This is a genomic window from Solicola gregarius (assembly GCF_025790165.1).
GTDB lineage: Bacteria > Actinomycetota > Actinomycetes > Propionibacteriales > Nocardioidaceae > Solicola > Solicola gregarius.
Window position 1 is genome coordinate 1522789 of sequence record NZ_CP094970.1, and the last position, 23839, is coordinate 1546627.

Annotated in this window: 22 protein-coding genes; 9 read left to right on the forward strand and 13 right to left on the reverse strand. The window is 69.6% G+C overall.

The window, feature by feature from the left end:
* Window positions 1–53 precede the first annotated feature (53 nt).
* The 4 genes from L0C25_RS07640 to L0C25_RS07655 all read left to right on the forward strand — a co-directional run bounded on the left by L0C25_RS07640 (window position 54) and on the right by L0C25_RS07655 (window position 2959).
* On the forward strand, window positions 54–650 hold the full coding sequence (locus L0C25_RS07640; RefSeq protein ID WP_271635865.1) for a hypothetical protein: 597 nt from the start codon (window positions 54–56) through the stop codon (window positions 648–650).
* A gap of 20 nt (window positions 651–670) precedes the next feature.
* Window positions 671–1666, forward strand: coding sequence for a sensor histidine kinase (locus L0C25_RS07645; protein WP_271635867.1), 996 nt, complete (start codon window positions 671–673; stop codon window positions 1664–1666).
* Window positions 1667–1820: 154 nt separating this feature from the next.
* Window positions 1821–2426, forward strand: a complete 606-nt coding sequence (locus L0C25_RS07650) for a response regulator transcription factor (protein ID WP_271635868.1) — start codon at window positions 1821–1823, stop codon at window positions 2424–2426.
* Window positions 2427–2533: 107 nt separating this feature from the next.
* Window positions 2534–2959 (forward strand): hypothetical protein, encoded by a 426-nt coding sequence (locus tag L0C25_RS07655; RefSeq protein WP_271635869.1) that lies wholly within the window; start codon window positions 2534–2536, stop codon window positions 2957–2959.
* Here L0C25_RS07655 and hemB read toward each other — a convergent pair.
* From hemB to L0C25_RS07690, 7 genes are all read right to left on the reverse strand, one after another.
* Window positions 2913–3884, reverse strand: coding sequence for a porphobilinogen synthase (gene hemB / locus L0C25_RS07660; protein ID WP_271635870.1), 972 nt, complete (start codon window positions 3882–3884; stop codon window positions 2913–2915). The two genes, L0C25_RS07655 and hemB, sit on opposite strands and share 47 nt — an antisense overlap.
* A 6-nt stretch (window positions 3885–3890) precedes the next feature.
* On the reverse strand, window positions 3891–5666 hold the full coding sequence (locus L0C25_RS07665) for a bifunctional uroporphyrinogen-III C-methyltransferase/uroporphyrinogen-III synthase (RefSeq protein ID WP_271635871.1): 1776 nt from the start codon (window positions 5664–5666) through the stop codon (window positions 3891–3893).
* On the reverse strand, window positions 5663–6595 hold the full coding sequence (gene hemC, locus L0C25_RS07670; RefSeq protein WP_271635872.1) for a hydroxymethylbilane synthase: 933 nt from the start codon (window positions 6593–6595) through the stop codon (window positions 5663–5665). The genes L0C25_RS07665 and hemC overlap by 4 nt, the downstream gene beginning before the upstream one ends.
* The gene (locus L0C25_RS07675; protein ID WP_271635873.1) at window positions 6588–7910 is read right to left on the reverse strand and encodes a glutamyl-tRNA reductase; all 1323 of its coding nucleotides are present in this window, start codon (window positions 7908–7910) and stop codon (window positions 6588–6590) included. Before L0C25_RS07675 ends, hemC begins: the two co-directional genes overlap by 8 nt.
* Entirely contained in the window at window positions 7907–8617 is a 711-nt protein-coding gene (locus L0C25_RS07680) for a redox-sensing transcriptional repressor Rex (RefSeq protein WP_271635874.1), read from the reverse strand. The genes L0C25_RS07675 and L0C25_RS07680 overlap by 4 nt, the downstream gene beginning before the upstream one ends.
* 449 nt (window positions 8618–9066) lie before the next feature.
* Entirely contained in the window at window positions 9067–9297 is a 231-nt protein-coding gene (locus tag L0C25_RS07685; RefSeq protein ID WP_333908574.1) for a glutaredoxin family protein, read from the reverse strand.
* A gap of 38 nt (window positions 9298–9335) precedes the next feature.
* Window positions 9336–10958, reverse strand: coding sequence for a class I adenylate-forming enzyme family protein (locus L0C25_RS07690; RefSeq protein ID WP_271635876.1), 1623 nt, complete (start codon window positions 10956–10958; stop codon window positions 9336–9338).
* Window positions 10959–11052: 94 nt separating this feature from the next.
* Between L0C25_RS07690 and L0C25_RS07695 the strand changes: the two genes are divergently transcribed.
* The 3 genes from L0C25_RS07695 (at window position 11053) to L0C25_RS07705 (ending at window position 14415) form a co-directional block, all read left to right on the forward strand.
* Window positions 11053–11952, forward strand: a complete 900-nt coding sequence (locus L0C25_RS07695; protein WP_271635877.1) for an HAD family hydrolase — start codon at window positions 11053–11055, stop codon at window positions 11950–11952.
* Between the two features lie 185 nt (window positions 11953–12137).
* Window positions 12138–12818, forward strand: a complete 681-nt coding sequence (locus L0C25_RS07700; protein WP_271635878.1) for a sigma-70 family RNA polymerase sigma factor — start codon at window positions 12138–12140, stop codon at window positions 12816–12818.
* 85 nt (window positions 12819–12903) lie between these two features.
* Window positions 12904–14415, forward strand: a complete 1512-nt coding sequence (locus L0C25_RS07705) for a DUF5667 domain-containing protein (protein ID WP_271635879.1) — start codon at window positions 12904–12906, stop codon at window positions 14413–14415.
* Between the two features lie 238 nt (window positions 14416–14653).
* Here the strand turns inward: L0C25_RS07705 and L0C25_RS07710 are convergent, their stop codons facing one another.
* The 6 genes from L0C25_RS07710 to L0C25_RS07735 form a co-directional block, all read right to left on the reverse strand.
* Window positions 14654–15718, reverse strand: a complete 1065-nt coding sequence (locus tag L0C25_RS07710; RefSeq protein WP_271635880.1) for a lysophospholipid acyltransferase family protein — start codon at window positions 15716–15718, stop codon at window positions 14654–14656.
* Complete coding sequence (locus tag L0C25_RS07715) at window positions 15711–16688, reverse strand: NAD-dependent epimerase/dehydratase family protein (RefSeq protein ID WP_271635881.1); 978 nt, start codon at window positions 16686–16688, stop codon at window positions 15711–15713. The genes L0C25_RS07710 and L0C25_RS07715 overlap by 8 nt, the downstream gene beginning before the upstream one ends.
* 41 nt (window positions 16689–16729) lie before the next feature.
* The gene (locus tag L0C25_RS07720) at window positions 16730–16831 is read right to left on the reverse strand and encodes a 30S ribosomal protein bS22 (RefSeq protein ID WP_271635882.1); all 102 of its coding nucleotides are present in this window, start codon (window positions 16829–16831) and stop codon (window positions 16730–16732) included.
* A gap of 84 nt (window positions 16832–16915) precedes the next feature.
* Window positions 16916–17128, reverse strand: coding sequence for a helix-turn-helix domain-containing protein (locus tag L0C25_RS07725; protein WP_271635883.1), 213 nt, complete (start codon window positions 17126–17128; stop codon window positions 16916–16918).
* A 156-nt stretch (window positions 17129–17284) separates the two neighbouring features.
* On the reverse strand, window positions 17285–18466 hold the full coding sequence (locus L0C25_RS07730; protein ID WP_271635884.1) for an acetoin utilization protein AcuC: 1182 nt from the start codon (window positions 18464–18466) through the stop codon (window positions 17285–17287).
* Between the two features lie 10 nt (window positions 18467–18476).
* A complete protein-coding gene (locus tag L0C25_RS07735) occupies window positions 18477–20795 on the reverse strand; it encodes a molybdopterin-dependent oxidoreductase (protein WP_271635885.1) in 2319 nt (772 codons plus the stop codon).
* A gap of 190 nt (window positions 20796–20985) precedes the next feature.
* Between L0C25_RS07735 and trpS the strand changes: the two genes are divergently transcribed.
* Together trpS and L0C25_RS07745 are read left to right on the forward strand one after the other, a co-directional pair.
* Window positions 20986–21993, forward strand: a complete 1008-nt coding sequence (gene trpS, locus L0C25_RS07740) for a tryptophan--tRNA ligase (RefSeq protein WP_271635886.1) — start codon at window positions 20986–20988, stop codon at window positions 21991–21993.
* Between the two features lie 411 nt (window positions 21994–22404).
* Entirely contained in the window at window positions 22405–23817 is a 1413-nt protein-coding gene (locus L0C25_RS07745) for an HNH endonuclease signature motif containing protein (RefSeq protein ID WP_271635887.1), read from the forward strand.
* Window positions 23818–23839 lie beyond the last annotated feature (22 nt).

A 23839-nucleotide genomic window follows, 5' to 3' on the forward strand; every position in this document is an offset into this window, starting at 1 on the left:
CGCTATCCGTACCTAGCGTGGCGCCATCGATCACTCCGACAAGGGAACCGATCATGGCACTCTCAACAGCACCGGAACGCGAACCGACCACTCGTCCCGAGCCGACGACGCGTGGGCGGCACTGGGTCGTGCGCCGATGGCCGACCTGGGTCGCGCTCGCATCGGCCGCCGTCACGTTCGACGGGCCCGGCGGAGCGCCCGTCGACGACCTGGCGCAGTTCGTCATCATCTTGCAGCTGATCTACGTCGTCGCCGCCACGATCGGATGGCGCTGGCTCGGATGGGCGGGGTTGTTCGCCTCGGTTCCGCTCACGATGGCGGTCGAGGCACAGACGCTGGTGAGTCCCGCGACGCTCCTGGTGGGCGTCGCGCTCGTCGTCCTGGCGTGGGGTGTGGCACGCCCGCAGCTACGCCGCTCCGGCACGTACGCCACGCAGGCGGCCGGCATGGTGATGTTCGCCGCGCTGGCGCTGGTCGCACTCGCGGCGGCCCCCGACCTGGCCCTGTATCTCACCGCGGCCGGCTGGTTCGCGCACGGTGCGTGGGACTTCGTCCACCTCTGGAAGGACCGCGTCGTGCTGCGGTCGTTCGCCGAGTGGTGCGGAGTTGTCGACGTGCTGCTCGCGGCCGAGCTCGTGCTGCTCGCCTGAAGTCAGGGCAGACTGTGGCCGTGCAGACAGTTGCCGCGACTGCGGGTCTCCCGCCGCGGAGCGACCGCGCCCGGCTCGCGACGATGTTCCACCTGGCGAGCAATGTCATCGTCTCCTTCATCGTGCCGCTCGCCGCCCTCCCGTCGACCGCGAGCACCGGGCGTACGTGGGTGGCCGCCGGCCTCGTTGCGGTCTACGCGGTGCTGCACGGGCTCGTTCTGCGCGGCGCGGTCTCGCCCTGGATGGCGACCCGTACGCGCGACCTGCTGATGTGGGCGCTGGTCGCGGTCACGGCGCTCGCGTGGCCGTTGATGATGCCGATCGACGACGGCGGTCCGCTGGCGTGGGCATGGTTGACGGTGTTCACGATCGGCGCGGTCGTCCTCGTCTGGCGCCCGGTCGCGGCCGGCTGTGTCGTGGTCACGATCGTCGCGGCGGACGTTCTGGGAGCCGTCGCGTACGACGAACCGTGGCCGGGGGTCGTGCTCGTGTCGCTGCTGGTCGGTGGTGCGGTCGCCGCCGCCGAGTGGCTCGCGGTCTGGATGTTTCGGGTGCTCCTTGCGGCCGAGGCCGGGCGCGAGGCGGAGGCCCGGCTCGCCGTTGCCGAGGAGCGACTGCGCTTCGCCCGAGACTTGCACGACGTCATCGGGCACCGCCTCACGGTCATCGCGCTGAAGGCCGAGCTCGCCGGCAGCCTGGCCGACGTCGATCCGCGGCGGGTCGTCGCCGAGACCGAGGCGATCCGAACCCTGGCCGGCACCGCGCTGCGGGAGGTACGCGAGACCGTGCACGACGTGCACACGACCGACGTCGACGAGCAGCTCCGCGCGGCAGAGCTGGTACTCACGTCCGCGGGTGTCCGCTGCACGATCCACTACGAAGAGCTCGACCTCTCACCGGTGACCGCCCGCTTCCTCGGCTCCGTCGTACGCGAGGGCGTGACGAAATCCTGCGACACAGCGACGCGCGTACGTGCGACATCCGGGTCACGGCCGCCAGCAACGGCTGCCGGCTGACGATCGTGAACGACCGGCCTCGTACCCCTGCGGTCCCCACCTCCGGGACCGGCCTGGCCGGTCTTGCGGACCGGGCTGTCGCGATCGGAGCGCGGGTCGAAGGGCGCCGCGAGCGCGATACGTTCGTGCTCGAAGCAGAGAGCGGGCTGGACGGATGATTCGGGTTCTACTCGCAGAGGACGAGGAGATGATCCGCGTCGCGCTGGCGGCGCTGGTCGACCGCGAGGACGATCTGGAGATCGTCGCGCAGGCGGCCGATGGCGCGGAGGCGGTCGACCTCGCCCGGGCGCACCGTCCCGACGTCGCCGTCGTCGACCTCGAGATGCCCAAGCGCGACGGGCTCGAGGTGGTCGCCGAGCTAGCCCGCGCACTGCCCGACTGCGCGGTCGTGATCCTCACCGGTCACGGCCGACCGGCGGTGCTGCGCAAGGCGTTGTCGTCCGGTGCGCGCGGCTTCCTCGCGAAGGGCGCACCGGGTACCGCACTGTCCGATGTCATCCGCCGCGTGCACGACGGCAGCCGCTACGTCGACCCCGTGCTCGCCGCCGATGCGCTCACGGCACCGTCGTCCCCGCTCACCGCGCGCGAGACGGAGGTACTCGCCACCGCGGGGCTCGACCGCCCGGTCCGGGAGGTCGCCCGGACGCTGCACCTGTCGCCCGGAACGGTCCGCAACTACCTCGCGTCGGCGGCGCAGAAGCTCGGCGCAACCGGCCGTGCGGAGGCGTTCCGCCTCGCCCGCGAGCAGGACTGGCTCTGATCCGACGCGCGTGCATGGATATCTCGTGACACGGCGCAGGTGCCGGACGTGCAGGGTTCGGCGGGACGCTCGGAGGGTAATCATGACAACGATCCGAGAGGAACATCATGAGATCCCGTTCGATGCGCTTCCTCGCGCATTACCTGGAGATGGTCGCGGCCATGCTCGTCGGCATGATGCTGCTCTACCCAGTGTGGATGCTGGCAACGTGGTCGGCCGGTCCGACCCATCCGCTACGCGGACCCGAGGCCGAGACGCTCGCGATGGCAACCACGATGGCGATCGGAATGGCCGTCTGGATGCGACATCGCGGTCACGACCCGCGCCACATCGCGGAGATGAGCGCGGCGATGTACGCGGGCTTCGTGGTAGTCTACCCGGCCATGTGGTGGGCGGGCATGAACGAGTCCGACCTGATGACCTACGGGCACCTGCTGATGCTGGCGCTGATGGCGGTGCCCATGGTCCGGCACGGGCGCCGTCACGTCACCGCGAGCGACGCGCGACCTCGGCAGCCCAGTACGTCAGGATGATGTCTGCGCCGGCGCGGCGGATCGACAGCAGGGCCTCGTCGATCGCGCGCTCCCGATCGATCCAGCCGTTCGCGGCCGCTGCCTCGACCATCGCGTACTCCCCCGAGACGTTGTACGCCGCGACCGGCACCGTCACCTGCGCGCGTACCTGGGCGAGTACGTCGAGGTAGCTGAGCGCCGGCTTCACCATGACGAGGTCGGCGCCTTCCTCGATGTCGAGCAGCGTCTCGCGGATCGCCTCACGTGCGTTGGCGGGGTCCTGCTGGTACGTCCGACGGTCGCCCTGCAGCGACGACGCGACGGCCTCGCGGAACGGCCCGAACAACGCCGACGAGTACTTCACGGCGTACGCGAGGATCGCGGTGTCGGTGTGCCCGGCGGCATCGAGCGCGCGCCGGATGACGCCGACCTGGCCGTCCATCATGCCGCTCGGGCCGACCATGTGGACGCCGGCCTCCGCGTGCGCGACCCCCATCTTGGCGTACAGGTCGAGCGTTGCATCGTTGTCGACGCGACCGTGTGAGTCGAGCACGCCGCAGTGACCGTGGTCGGTGAACTCGTCGAGGCACAGGTCGGACATCACCACCAGCGCATCGCCGACCTCGGCGACGGCGTCGCCGATCGCGACATTCAGGATGCCGCCCGGGTCGAGCGCACCCGACCCGGTAGCGTCCTTACGTTCGGGCAGGCCGAACAGCATCACGCCGCCCAGCCCGAGCTCGGCCGCCTCTGCGATCGCACGCCGGGCGGTGTCGCGGGTGTGCTGCACGACGCCCGGCATGCTCTCGATCGGGGTCGGCTCGCTTCGGCCCTCGGCGACGAACATCGGCAGCACCAGGCTGCGCGGCTCTACCGAGGTCTCGGCGACCATCCTGCGTACTGCCGGCGACGTACGCAGCCGGCGCGGGCGATCCTGCGGGAACATCGATGCCTACCGGCTCCGCCGACGCGACGAGCCCTTGCGCTCCGAGGGCTTCGTGACCGGGTCGCCGGCCTCGAGCATCGCGAGCCGGCGAGTGGCGCCGAAGTCGGCCAGCGCATCGGCGAGCACCTCGACGGCCGGCTTCTCGGCCAGGACGTCGACCCGCAGGCCGTGCTCCTCCGCGGTCTTCGCCGTCGCCGGGCCGATGCACGCGATGATCGTGCTGGCGTGCGGCTTTCCGGCGATGCCGACGAGGTTGCGTACCGTCGACGACGAGGTGAAGACGACCGCGTCGAACTTGCCGGTCTTGATCGCCTCGCGGGTCGGCGCGGGCGGCGGCGCGGCGCGCACGGTGCGGTACGCGGTCACGTCGTCGACCTCCCAGCCCAGCTCGATGAGGCCCGCGACCAGCTGCTCGGTCGCGATATCGGCACGCGGCAGGAACACCCGGTTGATCGGGTCGAGCACGTCGTCGTACGGCGGCCAGTCCTCGAGCAGACCACGCGCGGACTGCTCACCACTCGGGATGCGGTCGGGCCGGATACCCCAGGTCTCGATCGCGGCGGCGGTCTTGTCGCCGACGGCCGCGATCTTCAGCCCGGAGAACGCGCGGGCGTCGAGACCGTACTCCTCGAACTTCTCGCGTACGGCGCGCACTGCGTTGACGCTGGTGAACACGATCCACTCGTAGCGACCCTCGACGAGGCCGCGGATCGCCTTGTCCATCTGCTGCGGGTTGCGCGGGGGCTCCACCGAGATCGTCGGCACGCCCTCCGAGACCGCCCCGTAGTTGTGCAGCCGCTGGCCGAGGCTCTCGGCCTGCTCCTTCGTCCGGGGTACGAGGACGCGCCAGCCGAACAGCGGCTTGGTCTCGAACCACGAGAGTGTCTCGCGCAGCTCGACGGTCTCGCCGACAACCGTGACGGCGGACGACGAGATCGACAGCTTGCGGGTGTCGGCCGCGACGCTCTCCAGCGTCGAGACGATCGTCGACTGGGCCGTGGTGGTGCCGACCTGGGTGATCGCGATCGGCGTCGCCGCCGCCCGGCCGGCCTCGACCAGCGAAGCCGCGACCTCGGCGAGCGAGTCGGCCGCCGACAGCAGCACGAGCGTCTGGTCGCCGGCGTACTGCTCCCAGTTGACCCGCGCCTCGCCGACGCGGACCACCGAGACCTCACGCTTCGTACGCGTGGTCAGGGGCACCCCGGCGTACGCGGGCACGGCGGTGACCGGCGAGAGGCCGGGTACGACCTCGAAGGAGACGCCGGCCTTGCTGCACGCGATCGCCTCCTCGGGTCCGGTGGCGAACGTGAACGGGTCTCCGGCGAGTACGCGGACGACGTTGCCGCCCGACTTCGCGTGTCGCACGACGATCCGCCCGCGAAGCGACGGGGTCAGAGGCGCACCTTCGTCGTTCGTGCCGCCATCGACGATCTCCGCGCCCGCGGGCGCGAGCGCCGCGTGCTCGGGCAGCTCGGTGATCACGGTGTCGGCCGCCGCGAGCAGCTCGGCCGCCCGTACCGTCAGCAGACTCGCGTCACCCGGGCCGGCCCCGACGAAGCTGACATGCCCGATCGGTCGCACCGGATGCGGCTCGACAGGTTGCGCCTCGGCAGGTTTGCGAGTCGACGCCTTCTGCGTTGTCGAGCGCACGTCCTTCGACTTGGTCTTCGTGCCGGTCGCGGCACTCTTGCCGGCGCCGCCCTTGCTCCGCGCGGTCGGCTTGGTAACGGTGGTGGTAGTCACAGAGTTCTTCTTCCTGGTCTGCCGTGGGCGTGCAGTCATCGGGCGACCTCCTCGATAAGGGAGGTCGCACCCTCGGCGAGCATCTCGGCAGCGAGACGCTCACCCAATCCGGCGGCGTCGCCGGGGGTACCGGTGGCGGACATTCTGATCGTCGGTGCACCGGAAACGGCACCGACGACCGCTCGTAGCCAAAGCTCGTCACCGTCGTCGCCTAGCGCGACGTCGGCGAGAGCCCCGACGGGAGCAGAACACCCGGCCTCGAGGTGGGCGAGGAGCGAGCGTTCGGCGGTGACGGCGGCGCGGGTCGCGCCGTCGTCGAGATGCTCGTGCAGCAGCGCGTACGTCGCGGGATCGTCCGCGCGGCATTCGCATGCCAGAGCACCTTGCCCGGGTGCGGGCAACATCTGAAGTGGATCGAGAACCTCGGTCGCCTCGTCGGCGCGGCCGATGCGGATCATGCCGGCACGGGCGAGTACGACGCCGTCGACATCGCCGTCGCGCACCTTGCGGATACGGGTGTCGACGTTGCCGCGAATGCCCGTGACGGTCACGCCGAGACCGAGTGCGTTGAGCTGCGCCTCGCGTCGTGGCGACCCGGTGCCGACGACCGCACCCACCGGGAGCTCACCGAGGGTGAGACCGTCGCGCGCGACGAGTACGTCGCGGGGATCCTCGCGTACCGGTATCGCGGGTAGCGCGATGCGCGGGTCGGGCGTGGTCGGCAGATCCTTCAGCGAGTGCACGGCGATGTCGATCGTGCCGTCCAGCAGTGCATCGCGCAGAGCCGAGATGAACACACCCTGGCCGCCGAAGCTGGTCAGCGGAGCGCGGCTGAGGTCGCCCTCGGTCTTGACCGGCACCAGCTCGGTACGCCTGCCGGTGGCGGCCTCGAGGCGCTCGGCGATCTGGCGCGACTGCGCGGTCGCGAGCGTGCTTGCGCGGGTGCCGACCCGGAGCGTTTCACTCATCGGGACTCACCACCTCGGCGTCCAGGTCGACCCGGCTCACGGCGTCGACCGCCGCCTGGTCGAGCGCGAACAGCTCGGCGAGCGCGTCGGCGTACGTGAGGCCGTCGGGCTGACCTGCGAGCTCCTTGATCCGAACGGTCGGGGCATGCAGGAGCTTGTCGGCGACGCGGCGTACGGTCTGCGACAGCTCGCGGAACGTATCGGGGTCGAGGTCGGAGCGTCGCGCCGCGAGCCGGGCCAACTCCGCGTCGACGACCTCGGTCGCCATCGTACGAAGGGCGACGACGGTCGGCGTGACCCGCGCGGCGTTACGTGCGGCGAGGAACGCAGCGACCTCGTCCTTGACGATTCCGCGTACGTCCGCGACGTCGGCGGCGACCGGCGCATCGGCGAGCGACTCGGCCAGCTCGGCGAGCCCGATCACCGATACACCGGGGATGCCCGCGACCGCCTCGTCGACGTCGCGCGGAAGTGCAAGGTCGACGATCGTGTACGGGCGCTCGCCACTGCGACAGCCCACAGCGGCGGCGACCTCGTCGACGCCGATCACAGTGCCGGTCGCGCCCGTGCCCGAGACGACGATGTCTGCGTTGGCGAGCTCGCCCGGTAGGTCGCTCCACGCGGCGGCGCGTCCGCCGATGCTCGCGGCGAGCCGCTCGGCCCGCTCGGTCGTCCGGTTGACGACGACGACGTCCGTTGCGCCACGCCTCGCGGCGATCGCAACGGTCAGCCCGGACATCGCACCGGCACCGACAACGAGCACCCGCGCGTCGGCCATCGGCATGGCCGTCGCCTCGACGCGGTCGAGCGCGGCGGAGACGACAGACGGGCCCGCTTGGTCGATGTCGGTCTCGGCATGCCCGCGCTTGCCGACGCGGAGGGCCTGCTGGAACAACAGGTTGAGCTCGGTGCCGACGGTGCCGAGGTCCTGGCCCCGCTGCAGCGCGACGCGTACCTGACCGAGGATCTGGCTCTCGCCCACGACCATCGAGTCGAGGCCGGAGGCGACCGAGAACAGGTGGGCGACGGCGGCGTCGTCGTAGTGCACGTACAGGTTGCGGACGAGGTCTTCGCGTGCCACGCCCGCCTGGTCGGCGAGCAGACTGGAGATGTCTTCGACACTGCCGTGGAACCGCTCGGCCGAGACGTACATCTCGATCCGGTTGCAGGTCGAGACGACGACCGCCTCGCTGATGTGCGGGGTATCGACCGCGAAGCGGTGCAGCTTCGCGATCCCGGAGTCGTCGAGCACGAGGCGCTCGAGGGTCGATACGGGAGCTGTGTGGTGGGAGACCCCCACGACGAGAACGCTCACAGTTGCGTCACCGCCTGCGTCTTTCGCTGCTCGTGGTACGCGAGGATCTGCAGCTCGGTCGACAGGTCGACCTTGCGTACCTCGACGTCGTCGGGCACCGACAGGACCGTCGGTGCGAAGTTCAGGATGCTGGTGACGCCCGCCTTGACGAGGCGGTCGGCGACCTCCTGGGCCGCGCCGCCGGGCGTCGAGATGACCCCGATCGAGATGCGCAGCTCGCGGATGAGGTCGGGCAGGTCGTCGACGGCGCCGATCGTCAGCTCACCGTGGCGTTCGCCGACGCGCGACGGGTCGCCGTCGACGAGCGCGACGATGCGGAACCCGCGCGACGTGAACCCGCCGTACTTCGAAAGCGCCGTGCCGAGGTTTCCGATGCCGATGATCACGACCCGCCAGTCCTGGGTGAGGCCGATCTCGCGGGCGATCTGGTAGCGGAGGTACTCCACGTCGTACCCGACACCGCGAGTGCCGTACGACCCGAGGTACGAGAGGTCCTTGCGCAGCTTCGCGGAGTTGACGCCCGCCGCGCTTGCGAGCTCCTGCGACGACGAGGTCTCGATGCCGCGGTCGGCGAGCGCGGTCAGCGCCCGCAGGTACACCGGAAGACGCGCCACGGTCGCATCGGGGATGCCGCGGGCGCCGCGCGCATCGGCGGCCACGGGCGCAGAGATGTCGCCCGAGCCGGCCGGGCCCGTGGGGGTGCGCATATCCGTCACAAGTTCTCCTGCCGCACGCCTGCCGGATTTCGTGCCTTCTGGCGCGTTGGAGGCGGCGGTTCGTCCACTCTAGAAGTTTGTGAACGTGAGAACAAAATCGAGCGAACCGATCGTCCGATATCCGTGACCCAGGTCACGCCGGGACGCAGTGCCCGGCTCGGGTCTGCGGTCACTCGACCGCGCCCTTCGGTACGACATCCCGCCGCGTCGGCTCGGCCTCGCCTCGGCTCACCGGTTTGCCGGGCCGGAGAAGGACGCGACGACGACCGCGGTGCATTCGTCCAATCCCCGTCGATCCCTCGGACGCAGCCGCCAGACCTTAATATGCGATCGGGGCAAGGTCCACTACTCATGGGCAAACTGCGCCGCTACGTACCAAGTTTGCTAGGTAGTGGCGCGGATTACCATGGGCCCATGGTAATCCGCGGGGCAAAGTGACCTCAGCCCAGCGCCTTCCGCAACCGCGCCGGGTCGACCCGCCAGAAGTCGTGCTGGCGGCCGTCGACGAACGTCACCGGGATCTGTTCACCGTACGTGTGCATCGCATCGGGATCGCCCGAGATGTCGCGCTCGCTCCACGCGACGCCGAGCTCGGCACACACCGACGCGACGATCGCGACGGCGTCCTCGCACAGATGGCAGCCGGGCTTCGTCAGCACCTCGACGCGCACGCTCACACCTCTTTGTCGCGCTCGGTCGTCCGTGCCGCTCACGACAGGCCCAACGACTCACGCCGGGCCTGCGCCCGCAACCGCCCCTTCGCGACCTTGCCGTTCGCGGAGTGCGGCAGGTCGGTCGTCACCGTGACGTGCTTCGGCCACTTGAACCGGGCGAGCCGCGACTCGCAGTGCGACCGCACCCGGTCGACCGTCTCGGAGACGCTCGACCGATCGTCGGCGGGTACGACGAACGCCTGCACCGCCTCGCCCGTTTCACCGTCGGGTACGCCGATCACCGCCGCCTCGGCGATCTCGTCGAGCTCGACGATGACGTCCTCGACCTCCGACGGGTAGACGTTGAACCCGGACACGATCACCAGCTCGCGCAACCGGTCGACGAGCGACAGGTCGCCGTCGCGGTCGACGACGCCGACGTCACCGGTCGCGTACCACCCGTCGGGCTGGGGCGCCTCGCGGCCGTCGGGCCAGTAGCCGGAGAACAGGTTCGCGCCGCGTACCCAGATCTCCCCCGGGTCACCCGGCTGCGCTTCGCGGCGGGAGCCGTCAAGCACCCGCAGCTCCAAACCAGGTACCGGTGCACCGACCGAACCGGCCTTCGGCGAGCCGTCCGGCTCGCGTCCGCGCGCTGTCAGGGTCGAGGTGATCACCGGGGCGGCCTCTGTGAGCCCATAGCCCTGCTCGATCACCACACCGCCCGACTCCACGAACAGATCGGTCAGGTCGTGGTCGAGCGGCGCCGCACCCGACAGCACCAGCTCGACGCTTTCGAGCTTCGTACGGAGGTCTCCGCGCCCGGCCCAGGCGGCGACGACGGGTGGAGCGATCGGGATGTTCGTGACGCCGTGCTCGGCAACGATGTCGAGCGTCTCCTCGTGGTCGAACCGACGTACCAGCACCAGCCGCGCCCCCGTGCGCAGGACCTGCCCGAGCACGACGTTGAGGCCGTAGATGTGGAACAACGGCAGCAGGCCGAGCACGACGTCCTTCGACGTGATCGGCTCGGGCTCGATGCGGCCCACCTGCTCGATATCGGCGAGCAGCGCACGATGGCTCAGCATCACCCCGCGCGGGTTGCCGCTCGTACCCGAGGTGTAGAGCAGCGCGGCCAGAGCCTCGGGGTCGCTCGGACTCGCGACCGCGATGTCGGGAGCGTTGTCGAGGTACGACTCGAACGCCGTCTCACCGACATCGGCGTAGCCGCCGACGACCACGATCGTCGGTACGCTGGCGCGCGCTCGCAACCCGTCATCGGCCGTGTCCAGCGCGGCGGCCAGCCCGCCGACGGCCGCGCGTACGTTGTCGACGGTCACCTCGTCGCACACCACGACTCGGCTCCCGGAGTCCGCGAGCATGCGCATCAGCTCACCGGTCGCCGACCACGGATTCATCGGAACCACGACGTGGCCGCCGCGAAGCGCCCCGAGGTAGGTCGCGACGAACTCGATCCGATTCGTCATCGCCAGGGCCACACGATGCCCGGCGACGAGGCCGCTCCCGGCAAACGCACGCGCTATGGTCGTCGTCAGCTCGTCGAGCTCGCCCCAAGCCATCGTGCGTCCTTCCCCGAAGGACTCGATCAGGGCCAGGTCGCCGGCGCCGACCTGCGCGCGTTCGCTCGCCAACGCGCTGACATTCACCGTGGGGATCGTCACTCGTCGAGTCTGTCACAGTGCGTATTCGGCCTTCCCACACCGTCGTACGCAAACCGGACCACCACTGGCCGGGCCAGCCGATACCCTCGACCCCGTGGTGTCACCTCGCTCGCGTCGTCGCCGGAACCTGCGCGCGCGCTCGATCCTGGCCGGCGAGGCCGCGGCCGCGTCAGCCGAGGTCGAGGCGGCGCTGGACACCGGCCCCGATCCGCGCGTCGGCGCCTTCTTCGACGTCGACAACACGATCATGCAGGGCGCGTCCATCTTCTACCTGATGCGCGGGCTGTACCGCCGCGAGTTCTTCCGTACCCGCGACATCGCGCGGGCAGCGTGGCAGCAGGCGTACTTCCGCCTCGCGGGCACGGAGGATCCCGAGCACATCGAACAGGCCCGGTCGTCGGCCCTCGCGTTCATCGCGGGGCACAGCGTCGACGAGCTGGAGGCGTTGGGCGAAGAGATCTTCGACGAGGCGATGGCGCACCGGATCTGGCCGGGTACGAAGGCGCTCGCGCAGCAACACCTGGACCGCGGCCAACGGGTCTGGCTGGTCACGGCCGCCCCGGTCGAGATCGCCGGCATCATCGCGTCGAGGCTCGGCCTGACCGGCGCCCTCGGAACGGTCGCCGAGCACAGAGACGGCATCTACACGGGCCGCCTCATCGGCGAGATGCTGCACGGGCCGGCGAAGGCCGAGGCGCTGCTCGCGCTCGCACAGCGCGAGCAGCTCGATCTCGACCGCTGTTCCGCGTACTCCGACTCGTCGAACGACCTGCCGATGCTCTCGCTCGTCGGTGACCCCTGCGCGGTCAACCCCGACCGAAAGCTGCGCGAGCACGCGCGTACGCACGGTTGGCGGATCCGCGACTACCGCACCGGCCGCCGGGCGGCGAAGGCCGGGCTGGTCGCCGCCGCGACGGCCGGTTCGATCACGGCCGGCATCGCCGCAGGCCTGCGGATACGTCGTCGACACGCCGGTGGCCGCGTACGAAGTTGAAAACTTGAAAGCCGCAGGTCACGCGCGGATTCGGCGTTGTCGCGTATCAACAGGCGATATACGCAGAGTAGTCGACGGCAAATGTGGGTAGCATCCCCGAACACGCGTCCACGTGCTGCGCGAGGGAGGGCTGAGCCATAACCGCTAGGCCGTGTGAGCTCGGCCCACTGCCGGCACTTCGCGCCGTGATCCTGCACGCGGCCGCCCAGCCATCACTGTCTGCAACCGGCCTCGAGCTCGCGATCGCCTCCTCGATACGCGGCAAGGTCGACTCCGGGAGGCCGGCATCGTCCGGACCGCCGCCCGACGACGACCCCGAGCGCTCGCGGATCGTCGCACTCGTCGACCTCGCCAAGGGCGGCGACAGCGAGGCATTCGGCGAGCTGTACGACCACTACGCCGACCAGGTCTTCCGCTACGTCTACTACCGCGTCGGCGATCGCGCCCTTGCCGAAGACCTCACCGGCGACGTGTTCGTACGCGCCCTGCGGGCGCTGCCACGGTTCACGTGGCAGGGAACGGACTTCGGCGCCTGGCTGACGACCATCGCCCGGAACCTGATCACCGACCACTACAAGTCCAGTCGCACCAAACGCGAGATCATCGCCGATCAGGTTCCCGAGACCGACGACGTCCGCGACGGGCCCGAGCAGGAGGCGCTCGCCAACGACGCCCACGACGCGCTGATGCGGGCGCTGCACGAGCTCCCCTCGGACCAGCAGGAGTGCCTGATATCCCGGTTCATCCTCGAGCAGTCGATCGCCGAGACCGCCGCGCTGATGGGCCGCTCGCCCGGGGCCATCAAGCAGCTCCAGCTACGCGCGATCCGCGCGCTCGCCCGCACGATCCCCGGTGAGTTGCGATGAGTCACATTCTGCCGCTCGCTCGTAACCCGCTGCGCTATCCCGTCGTTGTACCCGGCGGATCACACCTCTCGACAGGATCACCGACATGAATGGCCGATTGTGGGGTGGTCGACGCTCCCAAGCCTTCCAGAACGCATTGGACGGCCATGTCGACCTCACCGAGTACGAACTCGCCGAGTTCGTACGGCTTGCGCGTACCCTCCGCGACATGCCGCCGGCCACGCTCGGCAACGAGGCACGCAACTCCATGCGTGCTCGCCTCGTCGCGGAGGCCGAGACGGTCCTCGGCGGCGAAGCCGTGCCGCCGCCGGCGATCCGACGCCGTCCGAGACGCCGCGGCCTGCGCATCGCCGCCGGTTCGACCGCCGCGGTCGCCGCCGTCTCCGCCGGTCTCGTCTCCATGAGCGCGGACGCCCTGCCGGGCGACGTCTTGTATCCGCTCAAGCGCGGTGTCGAACAGGTCGAGCTGACCGTCGGAGGCGGTGGGTCGGCCGCGGCCGGCCAGACCCGTCTCGAACACGCCTCCGTCCGTCTCGACGAGGCCGAGCAGCTCGCGGAGGGCGGCCACGCCGACCAGGTCGGCGACGTGCTCGACGACTTCGTGTCCGACGCCGACATCGGCACCGAGCAGTTGCTGCGAGCGTACGCCTCGGATGACGACCGGTCCGCGATCGACGAGATCCGCAGCTTCGCCAGAACCTCTGCGGAGCGCCTGCAGGCCATCGCCCCGATGCTCGGCAGGTCGACCAGCACGGCGTACGAGAACGCGGTCGACACGGTCACCGAGGTCGACCGGCGAGCGGTCGCCGCGTGTCCGGAGTGTGCCGGCGGCCCGACGGTCCAGGTGCCGTTCGACCCCGTACCGGTCGACGCGCTGCCGCAGGACGACCGGAACGGCTCACCCGGCGACCACCCGTCGAACGACGATGTCGTCGCCCAGCCCGACGACCTACCGCACGGCACCGACGTGCCGCCGATCGAGCATCATCCGGACAACGGCGACACCGACCACGACGACGGCGGCGCCGACAACGGCGACAACGACGGCGGTGCGAACGAGCCGACACTGGACGGTGGCCACATCACCGGCAGCGACTCCTCGGAGTTCGATCCGCCCGACAAGGGCGACATACCCGATCACGCGCTACCCGACGTGCCGGACCTCGACGGAGACTCGGGCAGCATTGTCGACAGCCTGCCGCTGGGTCCCGTGAACGACGCCCTCGACCCGATCCAGGACCTCCTCGACCAGCTCGGCCCGATCGGCGACCTGCTCGAGCCGGTCATCGGCGACGGTGAGGAGTCCGACGACAAGGACCCGAAGGGACCGCTCGAGACCCTGCTCGGACCGGTGCTCGGCGGAGACAAACACGGCTCGGACGACAAGGCCGAGGCGGGCGACGACGAACCCACCATCGACGAGCAGAACATCGGTGGCGAACAGGACTCCGGCGACGAGCAGGACTCCGGTGACGATGCCGGGCCGACCGGTGACCTGATCGACGGGGTGGAGGGCTCGAACGACGCCCCGCCGGTCGAACAGGACGAGCTCGGCGACCTGACCGACGGAGCAACCGACGGCACGACCGGCGAATGACGGGTGCCGCGCGGCGGTCGTCGACGCATGCCCAGCCCGTACCTAGTGCCCTGCGTTCGAAGTACCTTGACGTCTTTCGCCGCCCAGGCGGCGCCCCGCGGCGTTCTCGTCGTCGGAAATAGTCCCCCGGCGCTAGAGCGCCGGGAGGTGCCCCCACAAGCTATGACCTTCCTTCTCGGCCTTGCGGATGCATCCACCTGGACGACGCCTTCCGTAAAGCCACTTCAAACGCAGGACACTAGAAGAACACGGCCCGACGCTCGACGAGCAGGTTGTACAACGTCTGCTGGATCGTCTCGCGTACCTGGTCGGTGACGTTGAAGACCAGCATCGGGTCGTCGGCCGCGTCCTGGGCGTACGCGTCGGTGCGGATCGGCTCACCGAACTCGATGATCCACTTGCTCGGCAGCGGGACGAGCCCGAGCGGACCGAGCAGCGGGAAGAACGGCGTGATCGGGATGTACGGAACGCCGAGCAACCGCGCCAGCGCGGGAACGTTGCCGACCATCGGGTAGATCTCCTCGGCGCCGACGATCGAGCACGGCACGATCGGGACGCCCGTACGCATGGCGGCCGACACGAAGCCGCCGCGGCCGAACCGCTGCAGCTTGTACCGCTCGGAGTAGGGCTTGCCGATGCCCTTGAAACCCTCGGGCCAGACACCGACGAGCTCGCCCTGGCGGAGCAGCCGCTCGGCGTCCTCGCTGCAGGCCAGCGTTGCGCCACCCTTGCGGGCGACCTCGGAGACGAACGGCAGCGTGAAGACCAGGTCAGCGGCGAGCATCCGCAGGTGCCGGGCCGCATGGTCGTGTACGACGAGCGAGGTCATGATCGCGTCGACCGGAACCGTGCCTGAGTGGTTGGCGACGAGGAGCACGCCGTCCTCGGACGGGATGTTCTCGGCGCCGCGTACCTCGATGCGGAACCACTTCTCGGCGAGCGGGCGGGCGATCGCGAGCCCGAGTCGCGCCGTCAGCTCGGGGTCGAACCCGAACTCGTCGACCTGGTAGTCGCCCGCAAGGCGTCGGCGCAGCAGGGCGACCCATTCGGCGAGGCGGCGCTCCCAGTTGGCGCCGAGCACCTCGCGAGCACCCCCGGCGACGGCGTCGAGCAGGTCGGCGGCGGGAATCCCGCGTCGCTCCGTTGCGTCGGCCCGGTCGGCGCGTACCTCGGCGTGCGCCGCATCCTTCGCGGAGTCGCCTCCGCGATCGACCAGGGAGCGCGCCGCGGACGACGCGGTCTGGCGCCGGCCGCGACCGGGCTTGCCCCGGGTGCCGAGAGGAATGATCTGCGCGTCACCCACGGGCGCTCCCCACGAACGCGAGCGGGCCGGGCTCGAGCGTCGCGGCGAACGCGTCGATGATCTCCTCGGTAGTCCATTTCGGCTCGTACCCGAAGATCTCGCGCAGTGCGGTCGTGTCGAGACCCCTGCCGTGCATGAAGTACGGCCGCAGGTCGCCGGGCAGCGAGATGCCGGCGACCCGCCCGATGGTCGGCGTGACGGTGCCGAATGCGGGCGCGGGAATCCGGAGCAGCGGGCGGCGCAGCCGGCGCGCGATCTGGCTGAGCATCATCGGGCCCGGACCGGCGACGTTGAACGTACCGGGGCGCTCGCTGATGGTGGCCAGGCGTAACACCTCGAGCGCGTCTTCCTCGTGCAGGAACTGCATCCGCGGGTCGAAGCCGAGCACGCCGGGAATCGCGGGGAGCCGGAAGTACGAGGCGAGCACCGTGTCGACGGTCGGGCTGATCACCATGGCCATCCGAAGCGTGGTGATCGATACGTCGGGCCGCCGACGGCCGAAGCCGCGAACGTAGCCCTCGACCTCGATGAGGTCTTTGGGGTATCCCGACGAGACCCCGCCCTTCGGCGGCATCGACTCGGTGAACATCGCGACGTTGCGCGATGACGTGCCGTACACCGCTCCGGCCGACTGCAACACGAAGCGCTCGACACCGGGCGCTCGCTGGCAGGCGGCCAGCAGCTGCATCGTGCCGATGACGTTGAGTTCCTTGACGGGACCCCGCGGGCCGTTGCCGACGGGGCCCACCCCGAGATGGACGACGGTGTCGACCTCTTCGACCGCGAGCACCTTGCCGACGACGGGCGTGCGGATGTCGGCGCGGACGTACTTGACACCGGTCAGGTCGATACGCGGCGGGTAGACGTCGAGTCCGACGACCTTGTCGACGTCGGGAGCCGTCGCGAGGAGGCGCGCGAACCTCGCACCGAGGTCACGTGATACCCCGGTGACGAGCACGACTCGCCCCATTCGACCTCCCTTGAGGGATGTTCGGTTAAGGCTCCGCGGTCCTACTTACCGAGACGCCGACGCTGCACGCGCGTGCGCTTCAGCATCTTGCGGTGCTTCTTCTTGGCCATGCGCTTGCGGCGCTTCTTGACGACAGAACCCACGGTTCACCCTTGCTTAATGGTCATCGGAACAGGACAAGGCTACCCGTAGGTGCCGCACCGCCACGCGGCAGTCTCGGAACGCGCTCAACCCGCCTGGTAGAACGACCGGCGGAGGTACTCCTCGACGGCCTTCTCGGGTACGCGAAACGATCGGCCGACGCGGATCGCGTCGAGCTGACCGGCGTGGACGAGGCGGTAGACCGTCATCTTGGAGACGCGCATCCGGGCTGCGACCTCGGCGACGGTGAGGAACGGACCGCCGGCGGACGGAACCTTGTCGCGTTCGGTGGAGCTCATTCGTCCTCGCCTGCTTTCGAGCGTGATCGCACCCCCCGGCCCTCGGGGGTAATGTCACTTGGCGTGAGCGTAGTGCCTCACGGGGCCAATGCGAAAGGAGTGATGTACAGAAAATACCGGATTCTGGCGTGTCATGCTTGACTCCGGCGACAAACGTCACGGCATCGGGTCGAGGCCGAGCAGCGGGAACGACTCCTTGCGAGTCGCCATGATCGACCGGTCCAGCCAGGTCGCCGGGTCGTACCCGTCGGTCCAGTCGCGGTACGAGATCGACTGAGCGTCGGTCATGCGCAGCGGCGCATCGCGGCCCGAGAGCTCGTGTACGCGCTGCCGCCACTGCGGCGGTGTCGGGGTCTCCGGGTCGATCGGCCGTTCGCCGACGATCGCCAGCAGGTGCGTCCAGATCCGCGGTACGACATCGAGCACGGCGTACCCACCGCCGCCGAGCGCGATCCACCGGCCGTCGGGCACCGTGGTCGCGAGGTCGCGTAGCGCGAGGTACGAAGCGCGCTGTCCGTCGATGCTGAGCATCAGGTTGGTGAGCGGGTCGTCGGCGTGCGAGTCGCAGCCGTGCTGGCTCACGATGATGTCCGGCGCGAACTCCGCGACCACCTGCGGCACGACCGCGTGGAACGCGCGCAGCCAGCCCGCGTCGGAGGTGCCCGGAGGAATCGCGACGTTGACCGCGGAGCCCTCGGCGTCGGGGCCCCCGATCTCCGACGGCGCGCCCGTGCCCGGGAAGAGCGTCTGCGGCGTCTCGTGCAACGACACGGTCAGCACCCGCGGATCGTTGTAGAACACCTCCTGCACACCGTCGCCGTGGTGTGCGTCGACGTCGATGTACGCGACCTTGGATGCACCGTTGGCGAGGAGCCACCGGATCGCGACGGCACAGTCGTTGTAGATGCAGAAGCCGCTCGCGTTGCCCGGCATCGCATGGTGCAGGCCGCCGGTGATGTTGACTGCCCGCCGGTTCTCGCCCGTCCACACCCGCCGCGCCGCCTCGACCGATGCGCCGACGATGAGCGCACTCGCGTCGTGCATGTGCGCGAACGTCGGGTTGTCGTCGTTGCCGAGCCCGTACGCCAGCTGCTTCTCGTACGGACGCGCGCTGACCTCACGCACTGCCTCGATGTAGTCGGGCGTATGGACCGTGGCGAGCAGGTCGTCGGATGCCGCGGACGCACCGACGACCGGGAGCGCGTCGTCGCCGACGACACCGAGCTCGCGGGCCAGTGCGATCGTCAGGTCGATCCGCAACGGCGCCATCGGATGCGAAGGCCCGAAGTCGTACTCGGTGAGGTGCTCGTCGAAGACGGCGCACGCTGGTTCGGGCATACCGGTCAGCCTAAGCGCCGTCGCGGCCGATGATCTCCGGGGGCACGAACGCGCGTACGGGCGGCACGGCACCGTCGAAGCGCTCGATCTCGACGAGCGTGGACCCGGGCGCGGGTGCCTGAGCCAGTCGAGAGGTGCCCTGGTCTCGGGTGAGCACGTTGGGGTTGCCGTGCCGACACATGCGGGCGTACGCGCCGGCGGGCTCCGGGTCGAACCACGCGCCGGTGGCGATCACTGCCACACCCGGTCGCTGCCCGGAGTCGACGCGTAGGCCGGCCAGCATCGAGCCGCGGTCGTTGAACACCCGCACGAGGTCGCCGTCGCCGAGGCCCCGACGTGCGGCGTCGTCGGGATGCATCGCTATCGGTTCGCGTCCCGCGACCTTCGACTCCCGGCTCAGCCGTCCGCCGTCGTACTGCGAGTGGAGGCGAGTGCTCGGCTGGTTGGAGAGCAGATGCAGCGGGTACGTCGCGGTGGCTGCCGCGCCGAGCCACTCATGCGGCTCGAGCCAGACGGGATGGCCGGGACAGTCGTCGTACCCGAAACCCGCGATGCGCTCCGAGAAGATCTCGATCCGGCCCGACGGCGTACTGAGCGGGTGTCGGTCGGGGTCATCGCGGAGGCGGCCGAAGTCTCCCGCGACCACGGAGGTGAACTCGGGTGTCTCGAACCCACCGGCTCTCCAGAACTCGGCCGCGCCGGGCGCCTCGAGGCCGAGGTCGGCGAACGTCCTGCGAGTGCGTTCGTACAGCTCGTCGACCCACTCGTCGGCCGTCCGCCCCTCGGTGAACTCCTTGCCGACGCCAAGCAGGTCGGCGATGCCGGCGAAGGCGTCGTAGTCGGTGCGTACGCCTTCGGGCGGCGCCACTGCCCGCTCCATCGCCATCAGCGACAGATCGCTCGCACCCGCGGCGATGTCGCGCCGCTCGACCGCGGTCGCGACCGGGAACACGATGTCGGCGAAGCGAGTGAGCGGGTTCCACCAGGAGTCGTGCGCGATCACCGTCTCGGGCTGCTGCCACGCCTGGGCGAGCTTGTTGAGGTCCTGATGATGGTGGAACGGGTTTCCGCCAGCCCAGTAGACGAGCCGCAGGTCGGGGTACGTACGTCGCTCGCCGTTGTACTCGTACGCGCCGCCCGGCTCGAGCAGCGCGTCTGCGATACGCGCAACCGGGATCGACGTCGACACCGCGTTGGTGCCCTGCGGCAGCGATGCCACCGGCCAGCGGCGCGCGCGTACGCCGGTCTTGTTGATACCGAGACCGGATGCGACGCCGCCACCCGGGCGGCCGAGGCTGCCCGACATCGCGGCGAGCACGACACCCATCCAGTACGGCTGTTCGCCGTGGTCTTGGCGCTGGATCGACCAGCTCAGGTTGACCGCAGTGCGGCGCGTGCCCATCTCGCGAGCCAGGTCGACGATCGCATCGGCGTCCACGCCACTGATCGACTCCGCCCACGCCGGCGTTTTCGGCCGTCCGTCGTCGAGCCCGCGGACGTACCGCTCGAAACGGTCGTAACCGACGCAGCAGGTGGCGAGAAACTCGCGGTCGTGCAGGCCCTCGGCTTGCAGTACGTACGCGAGCGCGAGCATCACGGCGACATCGGTCCCCGGCCGAAGAGGCAGCCATTGCGCGTCGAGGTCGGCCGCGGTATCGCCGGCCAGCGGCGAGACGGTGACGAACCTGACGCCCGCTGCGCGTGCCCGGCGCTGCCACTCGAGCTGCTCCGACCTCCCCTGGCCGCCGGGGTTGAGCTGAGCGTTCTTGGTCGCCATGCCACCGAACGAGACGACGAGCTCACCGTGCTCCGCGATATCCGGCCACATCGTGCCCCGCTGCCAGATGCTCCACGGATCGCCGCCGATGACGTGCGGGAGGATCACCTCCATCGCGCCGACGCTGTACGACCCGGTCGAGTCGGTGTAGCCACCCAGGCTGCGCAGGAAGCGATGGATCTGGCTCTGCGGGTGATGAAAGCGGCCGGCCGAACCCCAGCCGTACGAGCCGCCGTAGATCGCCTCGTTGCCGTGCGTGTCGATGACCCTCCGCAGCTCGGACGCCGCCAGCTCCGTCGCGCGCTCCCAGCTCACCGCAACGAACGGCTCGCTGCCACGGTGGTTCGTGCCGCGCTTCGGACCGTCGTCGAGCCAGCCTTTGCGCACCATCGGCTCGGTGAGCCGGTACGGCGCGTTGAGCGCCTCGGGCATCCCCGGCCCGATCGCCGAGACCGTGGTGTCGCCGGGCACCGGGCGTACCTCCACCACCCGGCCGCCGTCGGCCACGACGTCGTACCTGCCCCAGTGCAGCGCGGTGCGCGTGATGTCCATAACGCCAGTGTGCATGCGGCGTACGACGGCGGATTCGTTGGTATCCTGGTGGGGTGAATACGCATCGCAGCCTCTGCTGGTGGTCCGCCTCGTAGGCGGACCGGTTCTGGCGTACTCACCTTCACGTACCCATCCGCCTCGTACGGGCGGATGGTTGTGCTGCGTGCGAGGCAGGTCGAGAGGACACCTCATGACAACGCAGGACGAAACAGCACCAGGCGTAAACCAGAAACGCGGCAGGCAGCTGAGCCTGCTCACGCCGAGCGGACACCTCACCCTCGGCAACCTGCTCGGCGCTCTGCGCCCGATGCGCGATGCGGCCGCGACCGCAGACTGCTTCTACGGCATCTCGGACCTCCACGCAATGACGACCCCGCACGACCCTGCGCAGCTCTCTGCCCGCCGCGCCGAGGTCGCCGCGCTGATGCTGGCGAGCGGCCTCGACCCACACGAGGCGACCCTGCTCGTTCAGAGCCGGGTCCCGGCGCACAGCGAGCTGCTGTACCTGCTGGAATGCACCGCGTCGATGGGTGAGACCGGGCGGATGATCCAATACAAGGAGAAGGGACGTGGGCGTACCGACACCCGCGTCTCGCTGTTCACCTACCCGATCCTGATGGCGGCCGACATCCTGCTCTACCGTGCGGCCGAGGTGCCGGTCGGCGACGACCAACGCCAGCACGTCGAGTTCGCCCGCGAGCTCGCACAGCGGTTCAACCATCGGTACGGCGAGGTCTTCACAGTCCCGCGCGTCGTCACACCGCAGGTCGCAGCGCGGGTGATGGACCTCTCCGATCCGACGTCGAAGATGAGCAAGTCGACCGAATCGCCCGCCGGATCCCTCTACCTGCTCGATCCGCCCGAGGTCGTACGCCGCAAGGTCTCCCGCGCCGTCACCGACTCACGTGGCGTCGTCGCGTACGACCGCGACGCACAGCCGGGTATCACCAACCTGATCGACATCGCTTCGGCTTGTACGGGCGAGACGCCCGCTGACATCGTCGCCGCGCATGCGACCTACGGCGGACTGAAGGGTGCGGTCGCCGATGCCGTCATCGCGACCCTCGAACCGATCCAGAAGGCGTACGCGGAGCTCTCGCCGGGCGAGGTCGACGAGGTCTTCGCCGAAGGTTCGCAACGGGCCGCCGAAGCCGCGGCGCCGGTGATCGACGCCGCGAAGCGGGCGACCGGGTTGTGAGTTGGGCGGGCTGTGTGGGTGCTCCGCCTTCATCGTTTCCTGGTCGCTGGGCTTCTGCCTTCACCGTTTCCCGTTCGCTGGGCTTCCGCCTTCATCGTTTCCCGTGCGCTTCGGTGCAGACCGCATGGCGGCGACGAGATCCGTCTCCGGTGGGCTCGGGTCGCCGGTCGGCTCTCCCCAGCTTTCGCTTCCGCCTTCATCGATTCCGTGCGCTTCGGTACCGGCTCCGGCCCGTGGCGATGAAGGAATCTGCGTTTGAGTCGCTATCCGCACCCAAACGCAGATTCTCTCCCGCCGCCGACCACACCTCGCACACTTCTCGAAAACTTTCTCGAACATTTCTCATATTCCCTTGTGGATAAGCCTTCTGAGCACCCTGTCTTGTCAGTGGCGGGTGGCAGAATATGTTCTATGAGGGCGGCCACACTCACCACCGACACCGGGTCCAAGGACGGGCTCGACGTCGCCCTGGATGCGCGGCGCCGGATCGCGCAGACCGAGGCCGCCCAGTACGACGCCCTCCTCGGCTACCTCGCCGACACCGCAGGTACGCCCCTCGCACGGGCCGGGGGTGTGAACGAGTGGACCCGCTACGGTGGGTCCGGCACCCCGTCGGTGTCGGAGTACGCCGCGTGTGAGGTCGGCCCCGCACTGGGCTTGAGTGCGTCCGGTGGGCGGGACCTGATCGCCGACGCATTGGATCTGACCTATCGTCTCCCGCGACTCTTCGCGTGTCTGCACGCCGGGTCGGTGGATGCGTGGCGGATCCGGAAGGTCGCCCGCAAGACCCGACGATTCACTTTGGCCCAGGCCGGCGACGCCGACCGACGTCTGTCGGCTGCGAATGTGGATGGGACGCCGTTGATCGCGCGGGTCGGCATGGGGCGGGTCCAGCAGATCCTCGACCAGATCCGCATCACCGAAGACCCCGACGACCCCGAACACCAGCGAGCCGAGAACAGTGCTCGCCGGAGTGTGTCGATCTGGCCCGAAGACGGTGTCGCCCGCATCTCCGGCACCCTGTCGCTCGACGACGGCCAGAGGCTGGACCAGCGTCTCGACCAGATCGTCGAATCGCTCCGCTTCCTCGGCGACAACCGCCCTCACGGCATCCTCCGCTCCGTCGCACTCGGCATGCTCGACGAACCCGACTCCCTCGACGACCTCTACCACCACGTCCAGGCAGCCCGCGCCGACCAGACCGACAAGACCAGCGACACCGCGCCGAAGCCGGACCCGGAGCCGGCCGACCAGTCGGCCGACCAGCCCGGCGACGGCGGGTCACCCGAACGGGCACGTCGAGGGCGCCGCTCCGGCTCGCGGCAGACGGTTCTGTACGTCCATTTCGACCGGTGCTGGGGCACCTGGTCGATCGAAGACGTCGGCGCCATCACCCGCTCCGAAGCCGCCGAGATCCTCGGCCACTCCCACATCACCGTCAAACCCGTCATCGACCTGGAGACCACCATCTCCGCCACCGGCTACGTCGCACCACCACGGCTCAAGGAACAGCTCGCGCTGGCCAACGCGAGTATCTGCACCTTCCCCCACTGCACGCGTCCGGCCAGGGTCGGCGACTACGACCACATCATCAACCACGCCGACGGCGGTCCGACCGACTCGAGAAACGGCCACCGATTGTGTAGGTATCACCACCGCGCGAAGACCTTCACCGCATGGACCGTGCAATCACCCGCGCCCGGGATCTGGCTCTGGCAATCACCCGCCGGACGGTCGTACCTCGTCACCGGCGGCACCACCACCAAACTCCCCGGCCGGGTGACGAAGTCGACGCAGACCCGCCGAAAACAGAGCGTCGCATAGGACCCCGCCACGAATGCACCAC

Coding starts and splice junctions, on each gene's coding strand:
- L0C25_RS07640 (WP_271635865.1), top strand. CDS start 54: ATGGCACTCTCAACAGCACCGGAACGCGAACCGACCACTCGTCCCGAG.
- L0C25_RS07650 (WP_271635868.1), top strand. CDS start 1,821: ATGATTCGGGTTCTACTCGCAGAGGACGAGGAGATGATCCGCGTCGCG.
- L0C25_RS07655 (WP_271635869.1), top strand. CDS start 2,534: ATGAGATCCCGTTCGATGCGCTTCCTCGCGCATTACCTGGAGATGGTC.
- hemB (WP_271635870.1), bottom strand. CDS start 3,884: ATGTTCCCGCAGGATCGCCCGCGCCGGCTGCGTACGTCGCCGGCAGTA.
- L0C25_RS07665 (WP_271635871.1), bottom strand. CDS start 5,666: ATGACTGCACGCCCACGGCAGACCAGGAAGAAGAACTCTGTGACTACC.
- hemC (WP_271635872.1), bottom strand. CDS start 6,595: ATGAGTGAAACGCTCCGGGTCGGCACCCGCGCAAGCACGCTCGCGACC.
- L0C25_RS07680 (WP_271635874.1), bottom strand. CDS start 8,617: ATGCGCACCCCCACGGGCCCGGCCGGCTCGGGCGACATCTCTGCGCCC.
- L0C25_RS07705 (WP_271635879.1), top strand. CDS start 12,904: ATGAATGGCCGATTGTGGGGTGGTCGACGCTCCCAAGCCTTCCAGAAC.
- L0C25_RS07715 (WP_271635881.1), bottom strand. CDS start 16,688: ATGGGGCGAGTCGTGCTCGTCACCGGGGTATCACGTGACCTCGGTGCG.
- L0C25_RS07725 (WP_271635883.1), bottom strand. CDS start 17,128: ATGAGCTCCACCGAACGCGACAAGGTTCCGTCCGCCGGCGGTCCGTTC.
- L0C25_RS07730 (WP_271635884.1), bottom strand. CDS start 18,466: ATGCCCGAACCAGCGTGCGCCGTCTTCGACGAGCACCTCACCGAGTAC.
- L0C25_RS07735 (WP_271635885.1), bottom strand. CDS start 20,795: ATGGACATCACGCGCACCGCGCTGCACTGGGGCAGGTACGACGTCGTG.
- trpS (WP_271635886.1), top strand. CDS start 20,986: ATGACAACGCAGGACGAAACAGCACCAGGCGTAAACCAGAAACGCGGC.
- L0C25_RS07745 (WP_271635887.1), top strand. CDS start 22,405: ATGAGGGCGGCCACACTCACCACCGACACCGGGTCCAAGGACGGGCTC.